This window comes from Lentzea alba, from assembly GCF_011067745.1.
Taxonomy (GTDB): Bacteria; Actinomycetota; Actinomycetes; order Mycobacteriales; family Pseudonocardiaceae; genus Lentzea; species Lentzea alba.
This window is the reverse complement of the sequence record NZ_JAAMPJ010000005.1, coordinates 608539-630871: the sequence shown is the minus strand read 5'-3', so window position 1 is coordinate 630871 and position 22333 is coordinate 608539. Positions and strand designations below refer to the sequence as shown.

15 protein-coding genes are annotated in these 22333 nt (G+C 65.9%); 6 read left to right on the top strand and 9 right to left on the bottom strand.

Annotated elements, in window-relative coordinates; all coding sequences use genetic code 11:
• The 3 genes from G7043_RS22045 to G7043_RS22035 form a co-directional block, all read left to right on the top strand.
• Positions 1 to 2840, top strand: a 2840-nt coding sequence (locus G7043_RS22045) for a LamG-like jellyroll fold domain-containing protein (RefSeq protein ID WP_207311465.1), incomplete at its 5' end; no start/stop codon positions are given.
• A 159-nt stretch (positions 2841 to 2999) separates the two neighbouring features.
• A complete protein-coding gene (locus G7043_RS22040) occupies positions 3000 to 9563 on the top strand; it encodes an RHS repeat-associated core domain-containing protein (RefSeq protein ID WP_166048166.1) in 6564 nt (2187 codons plus the stop codon).
• 32 nt (positions 9564 to 9595) lie between these two features.
• The gene (locus G7043_RS22035; protein ID WP_166048164.1) at positions 9596 to 9817 is read left to right on the top strand and encodes a hypothetical protein; all 222 of its coding nucleotides are present in this window, start codon (positions 9596 to 9598) and stop codon (positions 9815 to 9817) included.
• Between the two features lie 195 nt (positions 9818 to 10012).
• Here G7043_RS22035 and G7043_RS22030 read toward each other — a convergent pair whose 3' ends face one another.
• On the bottom strand, positions 10013 to 10330 hold the full coding sequence (locus tag G7043_RS22030; RefSeq protein ID WP_166048162.1) for a hypothetical protein: 318 nt from the start codon (positions 10328 to 10330) through the stop codon (positions 10013 to 10015).
• A 152-nt stretch (positions 10331 to 10482) separates the two neighbouring features.
• Between G7043_RS22030 and G7043_RS22025 the strand changes: the two genes are divergently transcribed.
• Positions 10483 to 11211, top strand: a complete 729-nt coding sequence (locus G7043_RS22025) for a DUF5984 family protein (protein WP_166048160.1) — start codon at positions 10483 to 10485, stop codon at positions 11209 to 11211.
• Positions 11212 to 11261: 50 nt separating this feature from the next.
• Here G7043_RS22025 and G7043_RS22020 read toward each other — a convergent pair whose 3' ends face one another.
• Together G7043_RS22020 and G7043_RS22015 are read right to left on the bottom strand one after the other, a co-directional pair.
• On the bottom strand, positions 11262 to 11675 hold the full coding sequence (locus G7043_RS22020) for a hypothetical protein (RefSeq protein ID WP_207311464.1): 414 nt from the start codon (positions 11673 to 11675) through the stop codon (positions 11262 to 11264).
• A 128-nt stretch (positions 11676 to 11803) separates the two neighbouring features.
• Positions 11804 to 12628: an alpha/beta fold hydrolase gene (locus tag G7043_RS22015; protein ID WP_166048158.1), complete on the bottom strand. Its 825-nt coding sequence runs from the start codon at positions 12626 to 12628 to the stop codon at positions 11804 to 11806.
• Between the two features lie 563 nt (positions 12629 to 13191).
• On the opposite strand from G7043_RS22015, the gene G7043_RS22010 reads away from it, so the two are divergent.
• On the top strand, positions 13192 to 13899 hold the full coding sequence (locus tag G7043_RS22010) for a response regulator (RefSeq protein WP_166048156.1): 708 nt from the start codon (positions 13192 to 13194) through the stop codon (positions 13897 to 13899).
• Between the two features lie 3 nt (positions 13900 to 13902).
• On the opposite strand, the gene G7043_RS22005 is transcribed toward G7043_RS22010, so the two are convergent.
• Both G7043_RS22005 and G7043_RS22000 read right to left on the bottom strand, forming a co-directional pair.
• Positions 13903 to 14856, bottom strand: a complete 954-nt coding sequence (locus G7043_RS22005; RefSeq protein ID WP_166048154.1) for a Rieske 2Fe-2S domain-containing protein — start codon at positions 14854 to 14856, stop codon at positions 13903 to 13905.
• 67 nt (positions 14857 to 14923) lie between these two features.
• Positions 14924 to 16135 (bottom strand): monooxygenase, encoded by a 1212-nt coding sequence (locus G7043_RS22000; RefSeq protein WP_166048152.1) that lies wholly within the window; start codon positions 16133 to 16135, stop codon positions 14924 to 14926.
• A gap of 205 nt (positions 16136 to 16340) precedes the next feature.
• Here G7043_RS22000 and G7043_RS21995 point away from each other — a divergent pair, with 205 nt between their 5' ends.
• The gene (locus G7043_RS21995) at positions 16341 to 18488 is read left to right on the top strand and encodes an MMPL family transporter (RefSeq protein ID WP_166048150.1); all 2148 of its coding nucleotides are present in this window, start codon (positions 16341 to 16343) and stop codon (positions 18486 to 18488) included.
• A 53-nt stretch (positions 18489 to 18541) separates the two neighbouring features.
• Here the strand turns inward: G7043_RS21995 and G7043_RS21990 are convergent, their stop codons facing one another.
• From G7043_RS21990 to G7043_RS21975, 4 genes are all read right to left on the bottom strand, one after another.
• The gene (locus G7043_RS21990) at positions 18542 to 19957 is read right to left on the bottom strand and encodes a HAMP domain-containing sensor histidine kinase (RefSeq protein ID WP_166048148.1); all 1416 of its coding nucleotides are present in this window, start codon (positions 19955 to 19957) and stop codon (positions 18542 to 18544) included.
• Positions 19954 to 20637 carry a response regulator transcription factor gene (locus G7043_RS21985; RefSeq protein WP_166048146.1) on the bottom strand — a complete coding sequence of 228 codons (684 nt, stop codon included), beginning with the start codon at positions 20635 to 20637 and terminating at the stop codon, positions 19954 to 19956. Before G7043_RS21985 ends, G7043_RS21990 begins: the two co-directional genes overlap by 4 nt.
• A 64-nt stretch (positions 20638 to 20701) precedes the next feature.
• Complete coding sequence (locus G7043_RS21980) at positions 20702 to 21184, bottom strand: MmyB family transcriptional regulator (RefSeq protein WP_313888014.1); 483 nt, start codon at positions 21182 to 21184, stop codon at positions 20702 to 20704.
• Between the two features lie 184 nt (positions 21185 to 21368).
• The gene (locus G7043_RS21975) at positions 21369 to 22319 is read right to left on the bottom strand and encodes an alpha/beta hydrolase (protein WP_166048144.1); all 951 of its coding nucleotides are present in this window, start codon (positions 22317 to 22319) and stop codon (positions 21369 to 21371) included.
• Between the last annotated feature and the right edge of the window lie 14 nt (positions 22320 to 22333).

Sequence of the window (22333 nt, the reverse complement as noted above, 5' to 3'; positions counted from 1 at the left end):
CGATCACGAGCGACCCGCACGACATCGTCGCGAAACTCCTGGGGGTAGGGCTTGGGCACAGCGACATCCTCCCAGCTCACCATCACGGCAAGCCAACTCAGATGTCACCTAACGGTGCAGCAGACCCGCTCTGGCTTTATCCGGGTAGCGGCAAGCGCGCGGTGTACACCGGTACACCCGGCCGTCACGAGATCGGCTCCGGCTGGGCCGGCGCCCGCGCCCTGACCATCCCCGACTTCAACGGAGATGGTGCGGTCGATGTGGTCGCGCACCTGCCGGGCTGGACGAGTTGGCAGCTTTATCCCGGTGTAGTCGGCACCGGCTACGGCGGTCAGCAGTGGCCGATGGCAGGCGTCGGCCTCACCGATGGCGGCGTCTACGTCTTCCGTGTCACCGCGGGGGACTGGCAGGTGTGGGGCCCGCCGTCGGGTTGGTGCGGCTTCAGCGTCGACACCACAGTGCCCGAAGCTCCGACATTCACCTCGTCGGTGTACAAGACATCAGGTTGCGCCTCGGACGGCTGCGGTTCCCTCGGCATCGCGGACACGTTTACGTTCTCCAGCACGTCCACCGACGTTGTGAAGTACCGCTGGGGTTTCACGAACCCGCCGTCGACGACGGTCGTGGTGGAGAAGGGTACGACGAGTGCGTCGGTGCGCTGGACGCCGCCATCGTCCGGTTTGAAGAAGCTCTTCGTTGAAGCGGTTGATCACGCTGGGTTGTCGAAGCGCAGTACGTTTGAGTTCACTGTGGCGGGGTTGAAGCCTGCGGAAGCGTATTGGTTCGGTGGTGATGATCCGGCATTCGACGCCACCGGTAACGGTCATCGCCTCGCGCTGACTGGTCTTGACACTGCCCGTCCTGGACGAGCGGCTGGTGGTCAGGGCTCAGTTGGCTTCGATGGCAGCGTCACCAACGGTGCGGTAACGGCGAAGGTGCTGGATACCGGTAAGGATTTCTCGGTCTCCGCTTGGGTGCGGCTCACCGATGACGCGGTGAGCCGCACGGTGATGAGTCAGCAGGGCGCGACGACGTCCGCGTTCCGGCTGGGGTACGACGCCACAACACACAAGTGGGTGTTCTCGCTGGCGGCGAACGACACCGCAGATGCTGTGCAGAACGCGGCTACGTCTGATGCTGTGGCTGTGGCAGGGGTGTGGACCCATTTGACTGGGACCCGAGACAACGTCAGTGGAGACGTTCGGCTGTACGTCGACGGCGCGTTGCAACGCGCGACCGCGGTAGTGACGAACGGGTTCAACGCTGATGGCCAGTTGTGGATCGGCAAGGCGCTGCGCAGCTCCGCGGCTGCTGAGGCGTGGCGCGGTGACCTTGCCGAGATGCGCGTGTGGAACCGGACGATCACGCCGCAAGAGGTCATGTCCAGGGCTGACGCGATCGAGGCGAGCGGGGTGGGGGAGTGGCAGTTCAATGAGGAGACCGGTTCGACCGCTCGTGACACTTCACAGTACGGCCGGCATCTCACGCTCAACCTCGCTGGTGGTGCTAAGTGGGGACCGGCCGTGGAGGGTGCTAGCGGTCTGGAGCTCAATGGCACCAACGGTTCCGCGAGCACGAGCGAGCCTGTGCTGAACACCGACCAGGCGTTCTCGGTGGATGTGTGGGCCAAGCTCAACGGTACCGGCACTGCCCGGACCGTCGTCGTTCAGCGTGGACCGTCCGGAGTGGACCCGTTCACGTTGAAGTACGACGGCTCCCAGTGGAGCGCCGAGATGCCGAACGCGGCGGTGAACCCATCGACATGGTGGCGGGCCAAGAGCGACGCCGTGGCGAACAAGTGGACGCACCTCGTGGCTACCTACGATGCCAGCGCCCGCACCCTCAAACTGACGGTCGGCTACCAAGACAGTCCGGACACGCTGAAAAGCACGGTCACCGGTGTCGTCGGCTGGAACTCCACCGGTGTGCTGTCGGTGGGCCGAAGCAGCGCCGGCGAGTACTTCAACGGCAACATCGACGAACTGAAGGCGTTCCAAGGAGTGCTGGCCCCCAAGGCACTCGACCCGACACCTCGCACTGGATCGTCGATTTCCGGAGACGCTCGTGACGAGCTCATCTCGGTGGACGCGAGTGGTGCTGTTCGTGCGTTCCTCAATGTCAATGACACCGTTCCTTACCCTCGTGATCCGCAGGTGATCGGATCGGGCTGGAAGGCTGATCGCACCTGGTTCGCCGATATCGACGGCGATGGCAAGTCCGAGATCATCGCGGTCGATCCGGACGGCACGATTAAAGCGTTCAAGAACGTCAACGGCATGAACGGGTTCCCGTTCGGTGCCGCCACCGTCATCGGCTCGGTATCCGGGGAGACCGCTCGCATCCGCTTCGCGGATATCGACGGTGACGGCCGCTCGGACCGCGTGTCGATCGACGACGACGGCCGGGTGCGTGTGTACCGAAACCTGTTCGGGATGAACGAGCGTGGCCAGTCGACTGCGTTCGCGACCGCCCCGGTCATCGTCAAGGTCATCACCGACACTGAGACCCCGGATCGCATTCGGTTCGCGGACATCGATGGTGATGGCAAGGCCGAGTTCATCACGGTGAATGCCGATAAGACCGTGTCGGCGTTCCGCAACCTCAGCGGCCTCGGGTACGGCTCCTACGACATCTCGCAGGAGATCGGGTCGGGCTGGAAGGCTGATCGCACCTGGTTCGCCGATATCGACGGCGACGGCAAGTCCGAGATCATCGACGTCCGCTCGGACGGCACGGTGTGGTCGTGGACCAACACCAACGGACTCACTGGATTCCCGTACACGGAGTCCAAGCAGGTGGGTTCCGGCTGGTTCGAGCCCGCCCGTGTGTTCTTCAGCTGACCAGTCCACCCTGCCCAGAACTGGAGTTGTGTCATGCCCACAGCCCGATCCAAGCGTGGACTGGTAGTCGCACTCGCCGCGTCGCTCGTGTCGACTGTGCTCACCGCTTCGCCCACACCCGCGGCACCGTACAGGCCGCCTGCACCGAAGAAGGAACGCGTGATCGCCGGTGAGAAAGCCGGCTTGCGCAAGAACGAGGAAGTCCGTACTGGCACCGCTTTCACTGGCAGTGCGCCGAACTGGCCTAAAGCGTCCGTCGCCGAGATCGATCTCGGGGCGGTCGCAGCGAACAAGACCGCACGGGTCGGAGACACCCCTGTGTCGGTGGCCGCGGTCGATGGCGTGCAGGCGAATGCTGCCAAAGCCAAGCCGAAGATCAGGATCGAGACGTTCGACAGGGAAAAGGCTCGCGCGTCGGGTGTCGACGGCCTCCTGTTCAAGCTCTCAGGTGGGTCCGCGAAGGTTGAAGTAAACTATTCGTCCTTCCGCTGGGCCTACGGTGGTGACTGGGCTTCCCGGCTGAGGCTGGTGGAGTTACCTGAATGCGCTCTTCGCACACCGGACAGGCCGGAGTGCGCCGCGAAAGCCGTTCCGTCACGTAACGATCTGGCGAAGGGCACCGTTACCGCGACCGAGGCGAGCTCGTCGAGCGGTTCCCTCATGGCTCTGGCCGCGGGCACTTCTAGCGGGTCGGGCAGCTACAAGGCGACCAGTCTCTCGTCGTCGGCCACATGGTCGGCCGGCTCGAACACCGGTGCGTTCACCTGGAACTACCCGCTGCGGATGCCGCCATCGCTAGGAGGCCCGACGCCGATGCTGGCGCTGGAGTACTCATCGGCGAGTGTCGACGGTCGGATGGCGGCATCGAATAACCAGCCGTCGTGGATCGGTGAGGGCTTCGAACTCGGCGCGAACTTCATCGAACGCAAGTACGTCAGCTGCGCCGACGACATGGCAGGCGGCGCCCGCAACACCACCGAGACCGGTGACCTGTGCTGGCGCAACGAGAACGCCGCCCTGTCGATGGAGGGCCACGCGGGTGAGCTGATCAAGGAGCCCGCTCCGTCGAGGCGGTGGCGCTTGCGCAACGACGACGGCACCCGCGTCGAGTTCCGCGACGGAGCCGAGGGCATCGACAACGGTGCGCGCAACGGCGCGCACTGGATCGTCACAACCCCAGACGGTACGCAACGTTGGTTCGGGCGCAGCCGCCAATCCGTGCTGAACGTTCAGGTCGCGGGCAATCACGCCAATGAGCCGTGCGAGGCTGCCGCGTTCAAGGACTCGTTCTGTTCGCAGCCGTATCGCTGGAACCTCGAGTACGTCGTTGACCTGCACGGCAACACCATGAGCTACAGCTATGACAAGGAAACCAACAAGTACGCCCGCAACAACACCACGACCGATCTCGTCGAGTACGACAGGGCGTCGGTGCTGCGGCAGATCGACTACGGCACCCGCAACGACCGGTCCGAAACCGCGCCGATGCAGGTCGTGTTCGAGCTGGCCGACCGCTGTCTGGCTGACTGTGGCACGAAGGACGCCGTGCACTGGCCGGACGTGCCGTGGGACCGCGCATGCGACGCGAATCCTTGTCTGACCGGCTCGCCGACGTTCTGGTCGAGCAAGCGCCTTGCCTCGGTGACCACCAAGGTCGGGGGCAATGCGGTCGAGAAGTGGACGCTGGGTCACTCGTTTCCCGATCCCGGTGATGGCACGCGGGCGGGTCTGTGGCTGGACAAGATCTCGCGCGTGGGTCTTGTCGGCCAACAGACCGTTGTGCCGGACATCCGGTTCCAGGGTGAGCAGCGCAGCAATCGGGTCGATACGCATTCTGATCAGTACGCGGCGATGAAGTGGTGGCGCCTCAAGAGCATCTACACCGAGACCGGCGGCCAGATCGACGTTACCTACTCCGGTGCGGACTGCGTGCCGGGTTCGCGGATGCCTGACGTGAAGGCATTGCAGGACAACACTCTGCGCTGTTATCCGGTGCGCTGGAAGCCGGATGGCAACAAGGATCCGATCTGGGACTACTTCCACAAGTACGTCGTGAACAGCGTGACTGAATCCGACCTCACCGGCGGTTCGACGCGCGTGGTTACCAGCTATGAGTACGTCGGCAACCCGGCCTGGCACTACACCGATGACGACGGTCTGATCAAGGCCGAAGACAAGACGTGGTCGGTGTGGCGCGGTTACGGGGCCGTCAAGACGCGCAAGGGCGATCCTGGCGAACAGACGCTGACCGAGAAGCGCTACTTCCGCGGCATGCACGGAGACAAACTCCCATCCGGCACCCGCAACGCGCCTATGCCGGCGATCACTGCCGGCAACATTCCCGCCATCAACGATGAGGATGCCTTCGCGGGCACGGTGCGCGAAGAGATCGTCTACAACGGACCAACCGGCGCGGAGGTCTCTGCAACCGTCACCGTGCCCTGGAAGTCGGAACCGACGGCGAGCCGCACGATCGGCGACGTCACCACACACGCCCGCTACACCTCGACCGAGAGCAAGCATTCACGCATCGCGCTCGACAGCGGACGCGGATTCCGCACCACCAGTGTGGTCACCGAGTTCGACCAGACCTACGGGACCGAGACGCAGACCGAGGATCGCGGCGACGACAAGGTCGTCGGCGATGAGAAGTGCAGCTTGACCGACTACGCGCGCAACACGTCGGCTTGGCTGATCGGCACGGTGTCGCGCAAGCGGGACTTCCTGGTCGACTGCACGAAAGCGAAGGCCGGTGTGGGCCTGCAGGACGCGGACATCGCAGGCGACACCAGGACCTACTACGACGGCCAGGGACATGGCGTTGCTCCGACCAAGAGTGACGTCACCCGGACCGAGAGCCTCAAGTCGTATGTCAACGGCACGGCAGCTTACCTGGCCGAGACCGTGACCGAGTACGACATCTACGGCCGGGTCACCAAGCTGACGGACTCCAAGGGAACGACGACCACGGCATACACCCCCGCCGCAGGTGGGCCGGTCACGGAGACCACCACGACCAACGCGCTGGGCTGGGTCACGAAGACGGTTCAGCAGCCGGCGTGGGGCACGCCGTCGTCCACCGTCGATGCTAACCAGAGAACGGCGCGCATCGAATACGACGGTCTCGGTCGTACGACGGCGGTGTGGAAACCTCGCCCCAGTATCGATGGACGGCCTGCTGACAAGAAGTTTTCCTACCTGGAGCGAACGAACGGGCCTGCTGTTGTCGCGACAAGCGACTGGATCGGTGGCCAATATGTCACGTCACGTGAACTGTTCGACGGATTGCTCCGGCCACGTCAGACACAGCGGCCCGACGCGACCGGAGATACGTCAAAGACGGTAGTGACGGATACCCACTACGACGCAGCAGGCCGCGCGGTGCGGTCGAACAACGCCTATGTCGCGAAGATGGTGTCCGGTCCTGAGCTGTTCGTGCCTACGGACACGGTTCCTGCGGCGACGTTGACGACATATGACGGTGCTGGCCGCGAGATCGCCCAGGTGTTCAAACAACTGGTGCCGGTGGGCAGCCCAGGTGGTGAGGAGTTGTTCCGCACGACCACCTACTACGCGGGTGACCGCACCGACGTCACGCCACCGGCTGGCGGCGTAGTGACCTCAACGCTGGTCGACGTACTCGGCCGCAAGTCCGAGCTTCGCCAGTACCACTCGGGTGTCGTCGCCGGCAGCGCGACAGGGTTCGACGCGACCAGGTACTCCTACGATCTCAAGGGCCAGCTGACCGAGGTCGCCCAGCCGTCAGGCAAGAAGTGGCAGTACGCCTACGACGTGCGCGGCAGGCAGATTCGCGCTGTCGACCCGGACAAGGGCACGACCGAGTCGACCTACGACGACGCGGACCAGCTCATGTCCACAAAGGATGGACGAGGCAAGGCGATCGCGTACACCTATGACGCCTTGGGACGCAAGACCAGCACGCGAGACGACTCGACAGCAGGCACCGTGCGTGCGGAGTGGATCTACGACAAGCTCGCCGACGGCACCAGAATCAACGGCGCGCTGGTGAAGTCCGTGCGCCACGGCGAACTCGGCGACTACATCAAAGAACACACCGGCATGAGGCTGGACCAGCAGCCGACCGCAACCACCATCACGATCCCGGCGAACGAGACCGGCCTCGCCGGCACCTACAACTACGGCTACACCTACAACCCAGACGACCTGCCCTCCTCAACTGAAATCGCAGCGACCGGCGATCTCAAGAAGGAGACGCTGTTCTACGGCTACGACACGTTAGGTCAACCGACGACGCAGAAGACCGGCTACAACGCCCAGCTGAAGACCGACCTCGTCACCAGCACCAGCTACACGCCATTCGGAGAACTGCAGACCTACCAGCTGCGCAGCGGCGAAAGCGGCACGGTTGATGTTCTGCGCGACTACGACGAGCACACCCGTCGGCTCAACCAGATCCGGACATCGAAGTTGACCGGACCCTCGGATGTCGCCAACGTGCGGTACGACTACGACAACGCTGGCAACATCACCCGCGTCGCAGATTTGATCAGCTCCGACACGCAGTGTTTCCAGACCGACCACCTGCGGCGCTTGACTGAGGCGTGGACCCCGATCTCCGGTAACTGCAGAGAACCACGTTCCGTCGAAGCGCTTGGCGGCCCGTCGAAGTACTGGCACACCTACAGCTACAACGTCGCAGGCGACCGCACCAAACTGGTCGAGCACGGCACGAGCGCTGGCGATCGCACGACCGAGTACTTCCCGACGCCTGGCAAGCACAGCCTGGCCAGCACGGTGACCGCGGACACCGGAGGCACCAGGAAAGCCTCGTACACCTACGACGAGGTGGGCAACACGCTCACCCGCCCGTCTCCAGGTGGTGCCACGCAGACGATGACGTGGGACCGGGAAGGTCATGTCGCGACCACGGTCGACGAGTCAGGTGCGTCGTCGTACGTCTACGACGCCGACGGCAACCGGTTGATCAAGCGAGACCCGACTGGACCGACGCTGTACCTGCCAGGCCAGGAGTTGCGGTACACGGCATCGTCCGGCGCGAAGGTCTGTACCCGCTACTACACCCACGCGGGCAAGGACATCGGCACGCGTACGTCGACCGGCATCACCTGGATGTCCACCGACCAGCAGGGCACGACACAGATCACTATCAGCGCCCTCGGGCAAAAGGTGAGCACCCGGCGCACCCTGCCGTTCGGTGAGATCCGCGGTGGCACTGGTGCCTGGCCTGCCTTCATGGACAAGGGCCTCGTCGGCGGCACCCTCGACAACACCGGCCTGACCCACATCGGTGCCCGAGAGTACGACCCGGCCATTGGCCGGTTCATCTCCGTCGACCCGCTCATGGACACCACCGATCCGCAGCAGTGGAACGGTTACGCCTACGCCAACAACAGCCCCGTCACCTTCAGTGACCCAACCGGCCTGCTTGCGATGGGCTGCATGGACGACGGCGGCTGCAGCAGCACCCTTGGTACACCGAGGACTTCTTCACCGCCGATCGAAGGTTCAGACGCACCCGCTGGTCCATCCCCGCGACAGAAATGGACGAGAGAGAACTCGCCTAGGACAACGGATCCGACCAGGCTGATCTCGATCTGGAATTCGGGTTATACGTCATTCAACTTTGGCGGGACGTTCTGGGGCAACTCCATGGGAGATGGAGAGTATTCCTGTTTCGGCCGCACGGGTTGTCAGATGGCATGGATCCACCTAATGGAGAATCCTGACGATATCGCCGGAGCCAAGGACATTGCCGCAAATTATTGCCTGGATAACTGGTCGAAATGTGCAAGTGATGAGATTTGGGAGCAAAAGGGCAGCGAATTCCTCGGTATGGCAGCCGCTGGTGTGGGAGCGGCGTCGCTTGGAGTGAGGAGCGCGGCGAGTCGGATACGTGCAGGATGTGGCCCGCATAGCTTCACTGGTGACACTTCCGTGCTAATGGCAGATGGTGCGACGAAGCGGATCAGTGAGATAAAGGTTGGTGATCTGGTACTCGCTACTGATCCCGAGACCGGCGCATCAGGAGCTAGGTCGGTGCTCAAGACGATCGTCGGCGAAGGTGTCAAGGACCTCGTCGAGATCGAGGTTGGTGATGGCAAGATCATCGCGACCGATGGTCATCCATTCTGGCTGCCTGACCAGCAGCGCTGGGCATATGCCAGTGAATTGGGTGCCGGTACGGTGTTAGAGACTGCGGCGGGGACCCGGATTCAAGTAGCGACGATCAAGAGGTGGACTGCGATTGAACGGGTTCACAACCTAACGATCGATGGTATTCACACTTACTATGTGATGGCCGGCGCTGTGGCAGTCCTTGTGCACAACACCTGTCAGAGCGGTTTGACGCTTGATATCGGTGGTGGGTCTTTTCCTGACTCCAGCGTTAAAAGTGTCGTCAGGACGCCGGATGGCGTAGTTAGCGTGAATCCAAATGCTGCGCATGGGCCTACCGTCGTCGGTCGATCGCAGAATCTACCGTTTGGTTCCTCGGTTTTTGACAATGTTACAATGAACCACTTTCCCTCCACTGAGTTTGCGGGCGGGACTCTAGCGGAAGTAGCTCGTGTGATGAAGCCTGGCGGTAGTCTCTCTATTACTACTGGTCGCATTGCAGACGTTGATAGCATTGTTGGCCAAATGCAGAATCTCGGGTTTGTTGTCAAGGTTGGTCGAGCCGAAGGTGGAATTCCGTCCATTACAGGAGTGTTGAAACGATGAAAAATACTTGGGCTGAAGCTTACACTAAATGCATGGATGGTGAGTACTTCCGTGGAGCCTACTGTCCGCGGGACGGGCACTCTAGCGAAACCTCGATTGAGGTGGCCCGGCTGATTGCCCTTATGCGTGAGAAGGGTATTGTTCCAAGTCTTGAAGAATTGGTTTCGCATGGCTTTGATGGGCCGCTTTCCGATGTGGTGATAATCCAGTTTGCCTCAAGTGAGAATATGCCGAACTGGCTAGTTCCGTTTTGACATGTAATGCGTTCCTGATGATTTCTTTCCATTCTGATCTTGCTGGTCACGAGATCAGGTCGGTGTAGTCAATGACCCTTGAGCTTGGCGAAGCTCCTGGTAGCAGTGGCATCACGACCAAGATCAACCGATGTCGACCAGGAGCTTCGTGTTGTTCTGTCCATCCACGATCACGTTGTCCAATCGCACCCTGGACTACGTCGCACGCCTGATCCGCCGCCACTGCACGAGCAGTTCTGGAGCAGGATTCTCCTGCTTGATCGCATCCGGTTCGTAGATCTCGGTGTTCGTGGTGCCCCTTTGACTAACGGTGTGAGGGGGCCGCGGATTGGCTACGCGGCAAGTGGTCCGGAGCCGTGCCTGAGAGCGGTCGTCCTTCGTTGCCGTTGACTGCGGGTTGAGGACGCGGCGGATTAAAGTGCTGCGCCACAGCCATGTTCCGCCTTCGGCGGTGAACACGAACTCGTTGTCGTGTTGCTCAAGATACTTGCGGAACATGGTGAGCCGAGCCACCGCGTGTGCGCATTCTCCTGCAGCGCCCCGGTGCGTGGATCGATGATCAGGACACCGCGATCGAGATCGGCACGTGCGTGCACCGCGGTGTGAGGGGACGTCCGAGTCAAAATGGTCGACAGTCGTCTGAGGTGGTGGGGCACACTGCCGAGGTGATCCGTTTTCACTTCCGGCTCAGGCCGCTGGCCGACGTGGAGCCTTGGGGTAATCGCAGGCTGCACTGGTTCGCCCTGACGGACGGCTGGTACTGGATCGAAGTGGACGGACACAAGTTGTTTCACCACCCGTCGAACGCCGATACCGGACAGCCCTCGCCAGTCGACTACTACGTCGTCCGATTGTGGGAGGACGTCCAGGAAGTGCTGCCGTCTCTGCTGGAACCGGTGCCCGCAGATCTCGTCGACCACATGACCAGCGATCAGGATGCGTGGTACGGGGCAGGTGTCGAAGACGCGGAGGCGGCTCTCGACTGGTACAGCAGCCACTTCATGTACGCCAGTTACCTCGCCGCCTCACCACGCATCCTGTGGTGGCGATCGGTCGCCGACCGGGACACGATCACCGTCGACTGGTGGCACCCGGCCGAGCCCGGACTTGACTGCGCCGTGCCGAGGCAAGGACGGGCGAGCGTCTCCACCGAGTTGTTCCTGCGCGCTGTGGAGGAGTTCGACCGGGAGCTGATCGATGCGATGGACCGGCGCATCGCGGAGATCGAGGCCGGCGGGCTGGATCCGGACATCCAGCTCGACATCGAACAGCTGCGCCGGGAACATCAGTTGCGTTCCGGGTCCCTGGCCGCAGCCTTGCGGCACGTGCCGGCGACGGACTGGAGGGCCGTTCGCGAGGGTGCCGCGCGCATCTTCTCGACGCGAACTCAGTGAGCAAGTGATCAGCGGCTACTTGAGACTACACCGGGGGCGACCGGTGCCGCTCACGTGCGGTGGGGGTCGGCCCAGCGTCCCTTCTTCGGCTGGGTGAACCAGTCTGCAGCACGGCGAGCCAGGTCCTCGATCGACAACTGGTTCGCCGGGAGAAGCAGACCTTCGGGTCCCGCCAAGTCGATCAAAGCGTCCTCTGCCCTCATTCCGTCGTCCCAGTTGAGGCATGACGGGCTCCAGCCGCCGCGGATGCCGCGGCTGTCGAAGTCCAGGCGCAAAGTGTTCTGCACGGTGTTTCCCTCGATGAGATCAAGGGACACCAGGAGCCAGGGAGTGCCGTCGTCGTCGGAATGCAGCCAGTAGTCCAGCCCTGGAGTTTGCGCGTTCAGTGACGTCGCGAAGGCGAGTTCTGCTTCTGTCGGGTCGCCCTCGCGCTGTCCACCCCATTCGATGTTCTCGGCGGTCACTGGTCGACCCTAACGTCCATCAGATCGACCTCGGCACATCGGCATGAGCGTGCGATCGCATCCGACATGAGCTCGCGACCGGCGTTGGAGCGATGTGCGGGTTGTCGGGTGCCGATGATCCGGGCCGATCATTGCTTGCGACCAAGGTCGCCGATGAACTCTGTGAGCAGGGCGGCGAACTGCTGCGGTGCCTCCTGGTGCGGAGCGTGGCCGGCTCCGGGGATCAGTTGAACCTCCTTTCGCCACAGGCTGGGGATGGTCAGCTTTCGCAAGTAGTCATGGTTGACCAGTTGCTCGTCAGCGCCTTGCAGGATGGCCAGCGGCTGACGGAGCGCCGAGACGATCGCGATCTCATCCGCGAACCGGCCCGCACCAGCGCTGGCTCCGAGCCCGATGCGAGCTGCGCCGTCGGTGGTCAGGATGTCGGAGACGAACTCGCTGATGTCGAGCGGCGAACCGGGCGCGGTGAAGCTCTCAGCGGCCAGCCTTGCCTCGGACTCGCTGACCTGCGCGCTGAAGAGAGCGGCCATCGCCGGGTGCGGCAGGAAAGCCTCTGCCATCTGGGCTGGTGACGCGACCGGCGGCGCGCCGAAGATGACGAAGCCGCCCGCGTCCGGCAGTTCGGGCGCGGCCTCCATCACGATCTGCCCGCCCAGGCTCCAGCCGACAATGATCGCTTCCGATGCGCGGAGTTCCTGCACGAAGCGGGTGAGCACGGCGGCGTATCCCGGTAGCGAGTAGTCGGCCTGATCCCTCGCCGGTTCGGACTGCCCGTGTCCGGGCAGGTCCAGTGCAACGCAACGGAACCGCCTGCCGAAATCACCCCGCATCACCGGGAGCCAAGTCCTGGCTGAAGACGAGTTGCCGTGAATGAAGATGACCTCGGGATCGGCTTGGCCACTCTGGTCGGCCGGGCTCTGCAAGTAAGTGATTTGTTGTCCGTCGATCTTCACGCTCGACTGCTTCACTCGATGCCTTCGCTTTCGTTGAACGCTCTCCCAGGTCGTTGGCCGAGTCTGGTCTGCGGTCTTTATCTCCTGTAAGGCCTCAAACCTAAAGAGGAGCGGCAAAGGCGGCAAGTGCGTTGCGGTTAACCATCGAGTTACCGGCATGCAATTGTCGCTCGCCGACGATTCGTGCTGCAGCAGGGAAATATGCGGCTGGCATGCGTTGCCGTCTCCAGTGCGGTGGCGCGGTCGGCAGTCAACGGCTCTGGATTTCCTGGGGCGATTGGGTTTCCGCAGGCGAAAGTCCTTTATGGACCAACCTGGCAGTGTGCGCATCCGGCGGATGAAGGTGCTGCGCAACAACCGTGTTCCATCCTCGGCGGCCAACCAGCTTGAGCGCCGTTCTAACGGTCGTCTCAGGTCCGCTCGATATGAAGTAGGCGTCGCCGGGCGACGCGGTCTCGGCCTCGCAGGGCCGAACGCGCCGCGCTCTACGGCGGCACGGTCAGCGCCGGCACGACACCGGACGGCGGCTGGACCGTCCACGCGACTCTGAAAGGCAGCCGTTCATGATCTCTGTGCTCGTGGTGGACGCCCAGCCGCTGCAGCGCTTCGGGTTTCGCATGCTGCTGGAGAGCAGCCCCGACACCGAGATCGTCGGCGAGGCCGAGAACGGCGCCGAGGCCGTTCGGTGGACCACCAAGTTGCATCCCGACGTGGTGCTGATGGACATCCGCACGCCGGGTACCGACGGGATCGAGGCCACCCGGCGCATCGCCGCCGCCAGTGGGCGTTCGCGGATCCTGGTGCTGACGACGTTCGACGTGGACAGGTACGCGTTCGCCGTGCTGCGGGCCGGGGCGAGCGGGTTCCTGCTCAAGGACACCCGTCCTGAGGAGCTGCTCGCCGGCATCCGGGCCGTCGCCGCCGGGGACACGGTGATCGCGCCGACGCTGACTCGGCGGTTGCTCGACGCGTTCGCCGACCATCTCGACGACGACCTCTGCGGGCCTGCGCGGGAGGATCCCCGGCTGGGCTCCCTGACCGGCCGCGAGCGCGAGATCCTCGTCGCCATCGGCCAAGGGCTCACCAATGGCGAGATCGCGCAACGGTTCACGCTGTCGGAGTCGACGGTGAAGACCCACGTCGGGCGGGTCCTCGCCAAGATCGGTGCACGGGACCGGGTCCAGGCCGTCATCCTCGCCTACGACCTGAGAATCACCCGGCCGGTCAGCGCTTCATCTCGCGCGTCCAACGGGCGCGAGATGAAGCGCTGAAGATCAGGCGAGCATCACCTGGCCCTCAACTACCTTGATCGGGATTTTGGTCAGCGGTGCGGGCGCCGGCCCTCCGGTCACCTGTCCGTTCTCGTCGTAGGTGGCGCCGTGGCAAGGGCACCGGAAGCCAGGGCCGACGTAGGAGACCGGGCAGCCTTGATGACGGCAGGTGGCGTTGAACGCCAGGAAGGTGTCCGGCGCCGGGCGCAGGAGATAGGCGGGCGTCCCGTTCGGCGTGGTGAAGCTCTTCGACGAGCCGACGACGATGTCGTCGACGGCAGCGATCACCGGGCCGTGGTTTGCCGAGGCCGCTGGCGAGCCGGCAGGGCGCCGGGCGAGCGCCAGCGCGCTGCCCGCGGTGACTCCGGCAGCGGTCGCCGTCGCCGCGATCAGACCGCCCCGCAGCACGGTACGTCGCTCGACGTCGTCCTGTGCTGTCCCGCTTTCTTCCGGCGTGGGGTGCACCGGCAGGCCGAGTCTGTGCCGCACCTTCGCGCGCAGCCGGGCAGTCAGTGACAACACCCCGGCGTCGCCCGCGATCAGCAACGGGGTCCAGGCGACGGCGAACACGATGTCGGCCCCGACGTAGTACGGCCGAGTCGTCCAGCTCACCGCCAGGAAGAAGCTGAGCGAGAGGAGGACACCGCCGAGTGCGGCGAGCCTGGTGAACAGCCCGAGCAGAGTGCCGAGCCCGACCGCGATCTCCCCGAAAGCGATCGCCAGTCCGGCGACGGTCGCGTGGTCGGCGGCCAGCGAGACCAGCGGGCCGATCGGGGAGGTCGTGGCGGCGTTCACCATCTGCGCGTGGACACCGAGTGGGGAGGTGTCGTCCAAGTAGTGCGTGTCGAGGAGCTTCGAGAGACCGGCGTAGGCGAAGGTGCCACCTAGAAAAGCACGTAGCGGCAGCAATACCCAGACCGGCGACCGCCACGGGGAATCCAAACGCAGCCGGGTCATGTCGTGGCCGAGCACACCGTCGTGGGCTGCGACACCTCAGTGAGTTCACGCATGTTCGACCCTCACGTCAGGACTTGTGGGGGGAGACCGTCATGATGCCCGTGCACATCTCGTCGCTGGTGCCGTCGCCCCACACCACGTAGCGAGGCGGCAGCTTGCTCAGCTGCGGCAGCTTTTTGCGCAGCCCCGCGTCGTGCGTGCACGTCACCCGCAGCGTGTCCCCCGGACCGATCTCCACCGGCTCCGGCAGCTTCACCAGCCGCTGGTTGTCGAAGTCGAACTGCGGCACGTCCAGCACGACCTTGGCGTTCGGCTTGCCGGGGTTGAGTTCGACCTTGATGGACCGCCCGAGCAGGTGCATGTGGCCGAAACCGGCGAACAGCGTCATCGGTGCCGGCACCTCTTGGTCGCAGGTCTGGGTGTTACCGGGCTTCGGCGCGCTCTGGCCGCACTCCTCCAGCTGCTCGTCCGCGGTGCCACCGACCTCCGGCCCGAACCGCTTCGTCACGTCCGCGATCGAGGCCGCCCGGTCGCAGAGCGGACCCGACTCGTCGGCGGCGCAGGGCAGGTCGGTCGGTGCGTCGAGTGGAAACGTGTCGAGTTCCCGGGTCTGCGGCGTGCCGTCCGTCAGCCGCAGCCGCACCGCCGAGCGGTCCGACCCGGCCGGTTTGCCGTCGGTCGCGAGCAGGTTGTAGTGCATCTGGAGGACAATGAGGCTGCCCGGCTCCAGCTTGAAACCGACGTCCTGGGTGAACAGCGTCTCCGAGGCGCCGGGCGCCCAGGTGTCCACCCACGTCGCGCCCGGCTCGTCTTCCTCCACGTCGGCGCCCTTCACGCCGGTCCCGCTGAAACACTGCCAGCCGACGCCGGGGGTCTTCGCGTCCTGCTCTCGCACCAGGGCAGCGCTGCGCGCCGGCACCGCGTACACGATGGCGTGGTGCGCGAGGGCGACGTTCTCCGGCGTGACCTGAGTCCCGGTCAGGAACGCCGCCTTGGTCAGGCCCGGATCGATCACCTGGCACCGGTACTCGTCCGTGCCGCTGTCCCCCGACGGCGTGGGCGTGTAGGCCTCGGCCATCTTCAGGTCGACGAACCGCTCACCGGCGCGCAGCGGCTGCGGTGGGGCCGGCGGCTGGGCCGCGTGCCCGTTGTGCGGGCCAGTCGGAACGGGTGCCGCACCGTTGCCGGCGTTCGACCCACAGGCGACGACGGTGAACGCCGTCGCCAGCGCCACGGCGGCCGCCCCGAACCTCCACAGTGGACTACCAGATTTCGTCATGTCCGGAACGCTAGGCCGAAATCCGTCCCGTTTCGTCGTACCGCGGTCGTCACTTCGGGAGGGAGGCGGTACGACGGTACTACTCCGTTGAGTCCTCTTAGGACTACCGGCGGTCCTGAGCACCGCATTAACGGTCCTCTCATATTCGCTCGGTAGGAAGTCGTCACCAGACAGGCGAAGTGACACGTATGCAGGAGGCTCGTGAATGGCAGTCAACGCAGCGCCGTCCGGGAAGACACCGGCCGGTCGGCTGGCAGGCCGCTGGGTGCCGTGGCTGGTGATCGGCTTGTGGTTGGTGCTGACGGTCGTCATGGGGCCGTTGAGCGGAAAGCTGAGTTCGGTCACCACCGACAAAGCCGCGGACACCCTGCCGGCCGGCGCCGAGTCCACCAAGGTCGCCGTGCTGGAGGACAGTCTCCCCGGCGGGAACGACAACACGTTCGTCTTTGTGTACCACCGTGACAGCGGCATGACCGACGCCGACCGCGCGACGGTCGAGCGCCACTACGACACCCTCGCCAAGCGGTACCCGCCCAAGGTGGTGACCCCGGCCGGCGAGGACGACGAGGGCCCGCAGTGGACGCCCTCCACCGACGGCAAGGCGATGATGTTCACCCTCGACGTGAGCACGACCTACGGCGCACCGGAGGCCATCGTCGGCCCGTTGCGCGACGCCGCGAAGGACCGCCCCACGGGCCTCGAACTGGACGTGACCGGCCCGGCCGCGGTCGAGGGCGACATGGACGCCGTCTTCGACGGCATCGACCTGCAGGTCCTCCTCACCACTATCGTCGTCGTCACGCTCCTGCTGATCATCACCTACCGCAGCCCGGTGTTGTGGCTCATCCCGCTGGTGGCCGTGGGCGCGGCCGCACTGACTTCGATGGCGACCGTCTACCTGCTCGTCAAGGGCTTCGGCATCGTGGTCAACGACCAGAACTCGGCGCTGCTGACGATCCTGGTGTTCGGCGTCGGCACGGACTACGCGCTGTTGCTCATCGCCCGATATCGGGAAGCGTTGCACCACCACGAAAATGTCCGGGTCGCGATGATCCACGCACTGCGCGGCGCGGCACCGGCCATCGTCGCGTCCGCGGCCACCGTGATCGCCGGCCTGCTCTGCCTGCTCGTCGCGGACCTCAACAGCACCAGCGGGCTGGGCCCGATCGGCGCGGCCGGCATCCTGTGCGCGCTGGTGGCCATGCTGACGCTGTTCCCGGCGCTGCTGGTGGTGCTCGGCAGGCGGATCTTCTGGCCGGCCATCCCGCGGTTCAGCACTGCCGTGGAGGAGAAGCCGGGACTGTGGGTGCGGCTCGGCGCCGCCATCAGCCGCCGCCGGTGGGTGGCGACGCTCGGCTCGCTCGGAGTCCTCGGCGTTCTCGCCCTCGGGCTGACGGGCAACACCGGCCCCCTGCGGGAGCAGGACCAGTTCGTGTCCGCGCCGGAGTCGGTCACCGGCTTCACCGTTCTGCGCCAGCACTTCCCGGAGCTCGGCGGCCAGCCGATGACGATCTTCACGCGGCCGGCGCACCAGGAGCGGGTGCTCGACGTCGTCAAGGGCGTTCCCGGTGTGGCGGTGGCCGTCCCGGGTCAGACCAGCGGTGGCTGGACCGACATCTCGGTGTTCCCGAAGGACGCGCCGGACACCGTCGCGGAGTACGACACGATCAAGCGGGTGCGCACCGCCGTGCACGCGGTGAGCGGGGCGGAGGCGATCGTCGGCGGGCCGAGTGCGGAGCACCTCGACACCGAGGAGACCACCAGCCGCGACGAGAAGCTGGTGATCCCGTTGGTGCTCGTCGTCGTCCTGATCGTTCTCGCGCTGCTGCTGCGAGCGGTGGTGGCCCCGCTGGTCCTGATGGCCACCGTGGTCGTCTCGTTCGCGGCGGCCTTCGGCGGCAGCGTGTTCGTCTTCGACACGATCCTCGGGTTCAAGGGCATCGACTACTCGGTGCCGTTGCTGGCGTTCCTGTTCCTGGTGGCGCTCGGTGTCGACTACAACATCTTCCTGGCCAGCCGGGCACGGGAGGAGGCAGTGCGTCTGGGCACCCGAGTGGGCATGCTCAAAGCCCTGTCCGCCACCGGTGGTGTGATCACCTCGGCAGGCCTGGTCCTGGCGGCCACGTTCGGTGTCCTCGTCTCGCTTCCGCTGGTGATGCTGATCGAGGTCGGGTTCCTGGTCGCCTTCGGCGTGCTGCTCGACGCCCTGCTGGTGCGGTCGATTCTGGTGCCCGCCCTCACGCTGCTGATCGGCCCGCGGATGTGGTGGCCGAGCCGGCTGTCCCGACCGGTGGAGCTGCCGGACGTGCAACGGCCGCTCGCCGACGACGAGGAGCCCGCGCTGCAACGGTGAGCGCGGCGGCACGGACGAGATCCGGGACGGGCCCAAGCCCCGTCCCGGATTTTTCACGGGCCCGACGCGATCAAGGCGGCCGGAAGGTCGACCCGAAGCAGCGCGCCACCGCGTGGGGAGCGGGCGACGGTGGCCCGGCCGCCGTGGGCGTCGACGACCCGCTGCACGATCGACAGCCCCAGACCGGATCCCGGCAACGCCCTGGCGCTGTCGGCACGGTAGAACCGGTCGAACACCCGCGGTACGTCGGCGGCGTCGATGCCCGGCCCGGCGTCGTCGACCTCGAGCACCGCCGAAGCGCCTTGGGCACGGAGCCGGACCTGGACCGGCTGGTCCGCGGGGGACCACTTGCCGGCGTTGTCGATGAGGTTGAGCACCGCCCGTTGGAGTGCAGCGGGACGCCCGCTCACCCACACGGAGGTCACGTCGAGCGCGATCTCGATGTCGGGCACGCGGGAACTCGCCTTGGCCGCGGCGGCCACCACCACGTCGGCGAGGTCGAGCAGTTCGGTGTTCTCGTCGCTGACGTCACCGCGCGCCAGGTCGGTCAGCTCGGCGGCAAGGGTGCTCAACTCGACCACCTGGGCGCCGAGGTCGTTGAGCAGCCGGGTCCGGCTTTCCGAGGGCAGTGCGCTGTCCAGGGCGCCGCGCCGATCGAGCCGGATCAGCAGCTCGATGTTGACGCGCAGGCTGGTGAGCGGGGTCTTGAGCTCGTGGGCGGCGTCCTCGGCGAGCAGCCGCTGGGCCTGCCGGGAGTCCCGGAGCGCGGCGAGCATGTCGTTGATCGACCGGATCAGCTGCCGGATCTCCCCACCGCCCTCGTCCGGGATGTCGGCGTCGAGATCCCGGGTGTGCGCGACGCGTACCGCGGCGGCGGTCAGCCGGTCGATCGGTGCCAGCCCGGTCCGCGCCACGGCCCGCCCGACAAGGGCACCGCAGGCCACGCAGAACAGCCCGATCAGCAGCATGCCGAACCCGAACTGGTTGACCGGGCTGTCGTCGGCGGCGCGGGCCACCTGGACCGCGCCGCCGCCCGTCCGCAGCGTGTAGACGAGGTAGCCGTCGTCGTCGCTGTCGCGCGACTCCATCAGGTCGGCCGGCCCACCCTGCGCCACGCGCCCGGCGAGCTCGCTGACCGGGGGCAGGGCGGGCTGGCCGACCGGCGTCCGAACCGAGCCGTCGGGCAGGACGACCCGCACCAGCCGACCCGATCCGGGATACGGCGGTAGCTCGACCTGCGCCAGACCGGCGCGCTCCGCGTTCGCCGCCAGGAAGCGGGAGTCGGCGCGCAGCTGATCTTCCGCGGCGGCCTGCAGCTCCCAGTCCAGCAGCTCGCTGGCCACCTGGAAGGTCAGGAACACGCTGACCGCGATGGCCGTCGCCGCGATCACCGTCAGCCTGGTCCGCAGGGACCGCCGGCGCCACCAACGGGTCAGCCGGCGCGGTTCCCGGCCGGCGGGCCTGCTCACGGAGGAGTCTCCCGCAACGTGTACCCCAGGCCGCGTCGCGTGTAGATCAATCGCGGCTCACCCTCGGCCTCCATCTTGCGGCGCAGGTAGCTCACGTACACCTGGAGGTTGTTGGAGGTGACGCTCATGTCGAAGCCCCAGATCGCCTCGGACAGCGCGCCTCGGGTCAGCACCCTGGTCGCGTTGCGCACGAGGACCTCCAGCAGGAAGAACTCGGTCCGGGTCAGGTGGAGCGGCCGCCCGCCCCGCCACGCCTCGAACCTGTCGGGATCGACCCGGACGTCGGCGAAGGTCAGGATCTGCGACTCGTCGTCGCCCGGCGTGTGGCGGCGCAGCAGGGCCCGGACCCTGGCCAGCAACTCCTCGGTGGCGAACGGCTTGGGCAGATAGTCGTCGGCGCCCGCGTCCAGTCCCGCGACCCGGTCGGAGATCTGATCCCGGGCGGTCAGCATCAGCACCGGCAGATCCCGGCCCGCCGCCCGCAACCGCCGACAGGTCTCCACCCCGCCGAGGCGGGGCATCATCACGTCGAGGATCAGCAGATCCGGCTCGTCGCCGCCGATCCCGTCGAGCACGGCGAGACCGTTGGCGACGGTGCTGGTCTCGTAACCCTCGACCTGAAGCACCCGCTCCAGCGACTCGCGGATGGCCGCCTCGTCATCCGCGATCATGATCCGCACGCCGGCTTGCCCCTCCAGTCGATGCTTTTGCCGCTCATCGTCCTCGATCAACCTGAGGCCAGGATTAGAGCGTCGCCGCTGTGGTGCCCGCGGGTCGTGCGCGAGCCTCGCTGAGCCGGGACGCGCGCAGGAGGTCGAGCTGGTCGGCGCCGCTGGTTCCCGGGGCTGCCGTGTAGGTGACGATGCGCAGGTCGACGCCGGGCACGGTCAGCACGTCGCAGTCCAGCGTGACGTCACCCAGCTCGGGATGGCTGATCGTCTTGAGATCGCCGGTGAGCTGTCCCATGCCCGCCACCGACCACAGTTCAGCGAAGAAGGGTGAGGCCGCCCGCAAGCCGTCGACGAGCGCCGCCAGTTCTGGGTCGGCCGGGTAGCGGGAGAGTGCTTCGCGCAGGTCCGCGACGATCGCGGTCTCGAACGCGTACGGTCCGGCTGTCGAGGTGACCGGGCGCAGGTGCCAGCGGCCCTCGCCCGTGCCGAAGAGGGCGCGGGCGAGGTTGCGTTCGTCTGGCCGCGCACCTCCGCGACGCCGGGGAACGGTCCCCACGGCTTGAACACCTGAGGGAAGTGGATCGGCACGATGACCCGGTGGGTGTGGGCGGGGCTGGACGTCGTACGGGCGAAGACGGTGATCGGAACGCTCTTTTTCGTCATGCCAAGAGCATCACGGGCCGTGCCCGCCCGAGGCAGACACCTGTCAGTACATACCTTCGCGGTCTCGCCGTGCACCACTAGATCGACCTGAGGACTCGGACGCGGTCGGCGATGGCGCGCCTGGCCACGTCGGAGTCGAAGGCGATCGAGTCGAACTCGTGCGGTGCGCCGGGGTGCAGGTGGAACTCGACCGGTACGCCGGCGCGGCTGAGCTTCGTCGCGTAGGCCAGGTCCTCGTCGCGGAAGACGTCGAGCTGGCCGACCTCGACGTAGGCCGGTGGCAGGCCGGACGCGTCCTCGAGCCGGGCGGGTGCCGCGGTGGCCGGGACGTCGGGCCCGCCGGCGGCGTCGCCGAGCAGTGCGGGCCACGCGGTCAGGTTGTCGTCGTAGGACCACAACGCATACGGCGCGATGTGCGGGTCGACCTCGGTGGTGCGGTCGTCGAGCATCGGCATGATCAGGATCTGACGGGCGATGGCCGGGCCGCCGCGGTCACGGGCGAGGATCGACAGCGCCGCCGCCATCCCGCCTCCGGCACTGTCGCCCATCACGCCGATTCGGGCGGGGTCGACGCCGAGTGCGGCGGCGTTGTCATGCAGCCAGCGCAGCGCCGTGCAGGCGTCTTCGAGCGGGGTGGGGAAGGGGTGTTCGGGCGCCCGGCGGTACTCGACGGACAGCATCGGCACGCCGCTCGCGGACACGTACCGGGAGACCGGCCCGTCGAACAGGTCGATGTGGCCGAAGATGTACCCGCCGCCGTGGAAGAACAGCACGGCCGGGCCTGGCGTCGCGCCTTCCTTGGTGTACCAGCGCATCGTGATCCGTGCGCCGTCGTCCGCAGTGGCGTGGTGGTCGGTGGTGGTCACGTCGGCCGGGATCGGCTGGGCCGTTCCGGCGGCGCCGATGATCGGCTCCCACCTGGCCCTGCGCGCCCCGACGTCGCCCACCGCCGCAGGGGTGGCGTCCGCCATCGCACCGGCCATCGGAGCCAGTGCGATGGCGATCTCGGGATCCAGCCCGAGTGACATGGTCTGCTTCTCTC

Excerpts from the sequence above, each read along its gene's own strand:
- G7043_RS22010 (WP_166048156.1), top strand. The coding sequence starts at position 13,192 with ATGATCTCTGTGCTCGTGGTGGACGCCCAGCCGCTGCAGCGCTTCGGG.
- G7043_RS22035 (WP_166048164.1), top strand. The coding sequence starts at position 9,596 with ATGGATGGTGAGTACTTCCGTGGAGCCTACTGTCCGCGGGACGGGCAC.
- G7043_RS21995 (WP_166048150.1), top strand. The coding sequence starts at position 16,341 with ATGGCAGTCAACGCAGCGCCGTCCGGGAAGACACCGGCCGGTCGGCTG.
- G7043_RS22005 (WP_166048154.1), bottom strand. The coding sequence starts at position 14,856 with ATGACCCGGCTGCGTTTGGATTCCCCGTGGCGGTCGCCGGTCTGGGTA.
- G7043_RS22000 (WP_166048152.1), bottom strand. The coding sequence starts at position 16,135 with ATGACGAAATCTGGTAGTCCACTGTGGAGGTTCGGGGCGGCCGCCGTG.
- G7043_RS21975 (WP_166048144.1), bottom strand. The coding sequence starts at position 22,319 with ATGTCACTCGGGCTGGATCCCGAGATCGCCATCGCACTGGCTCCGATG.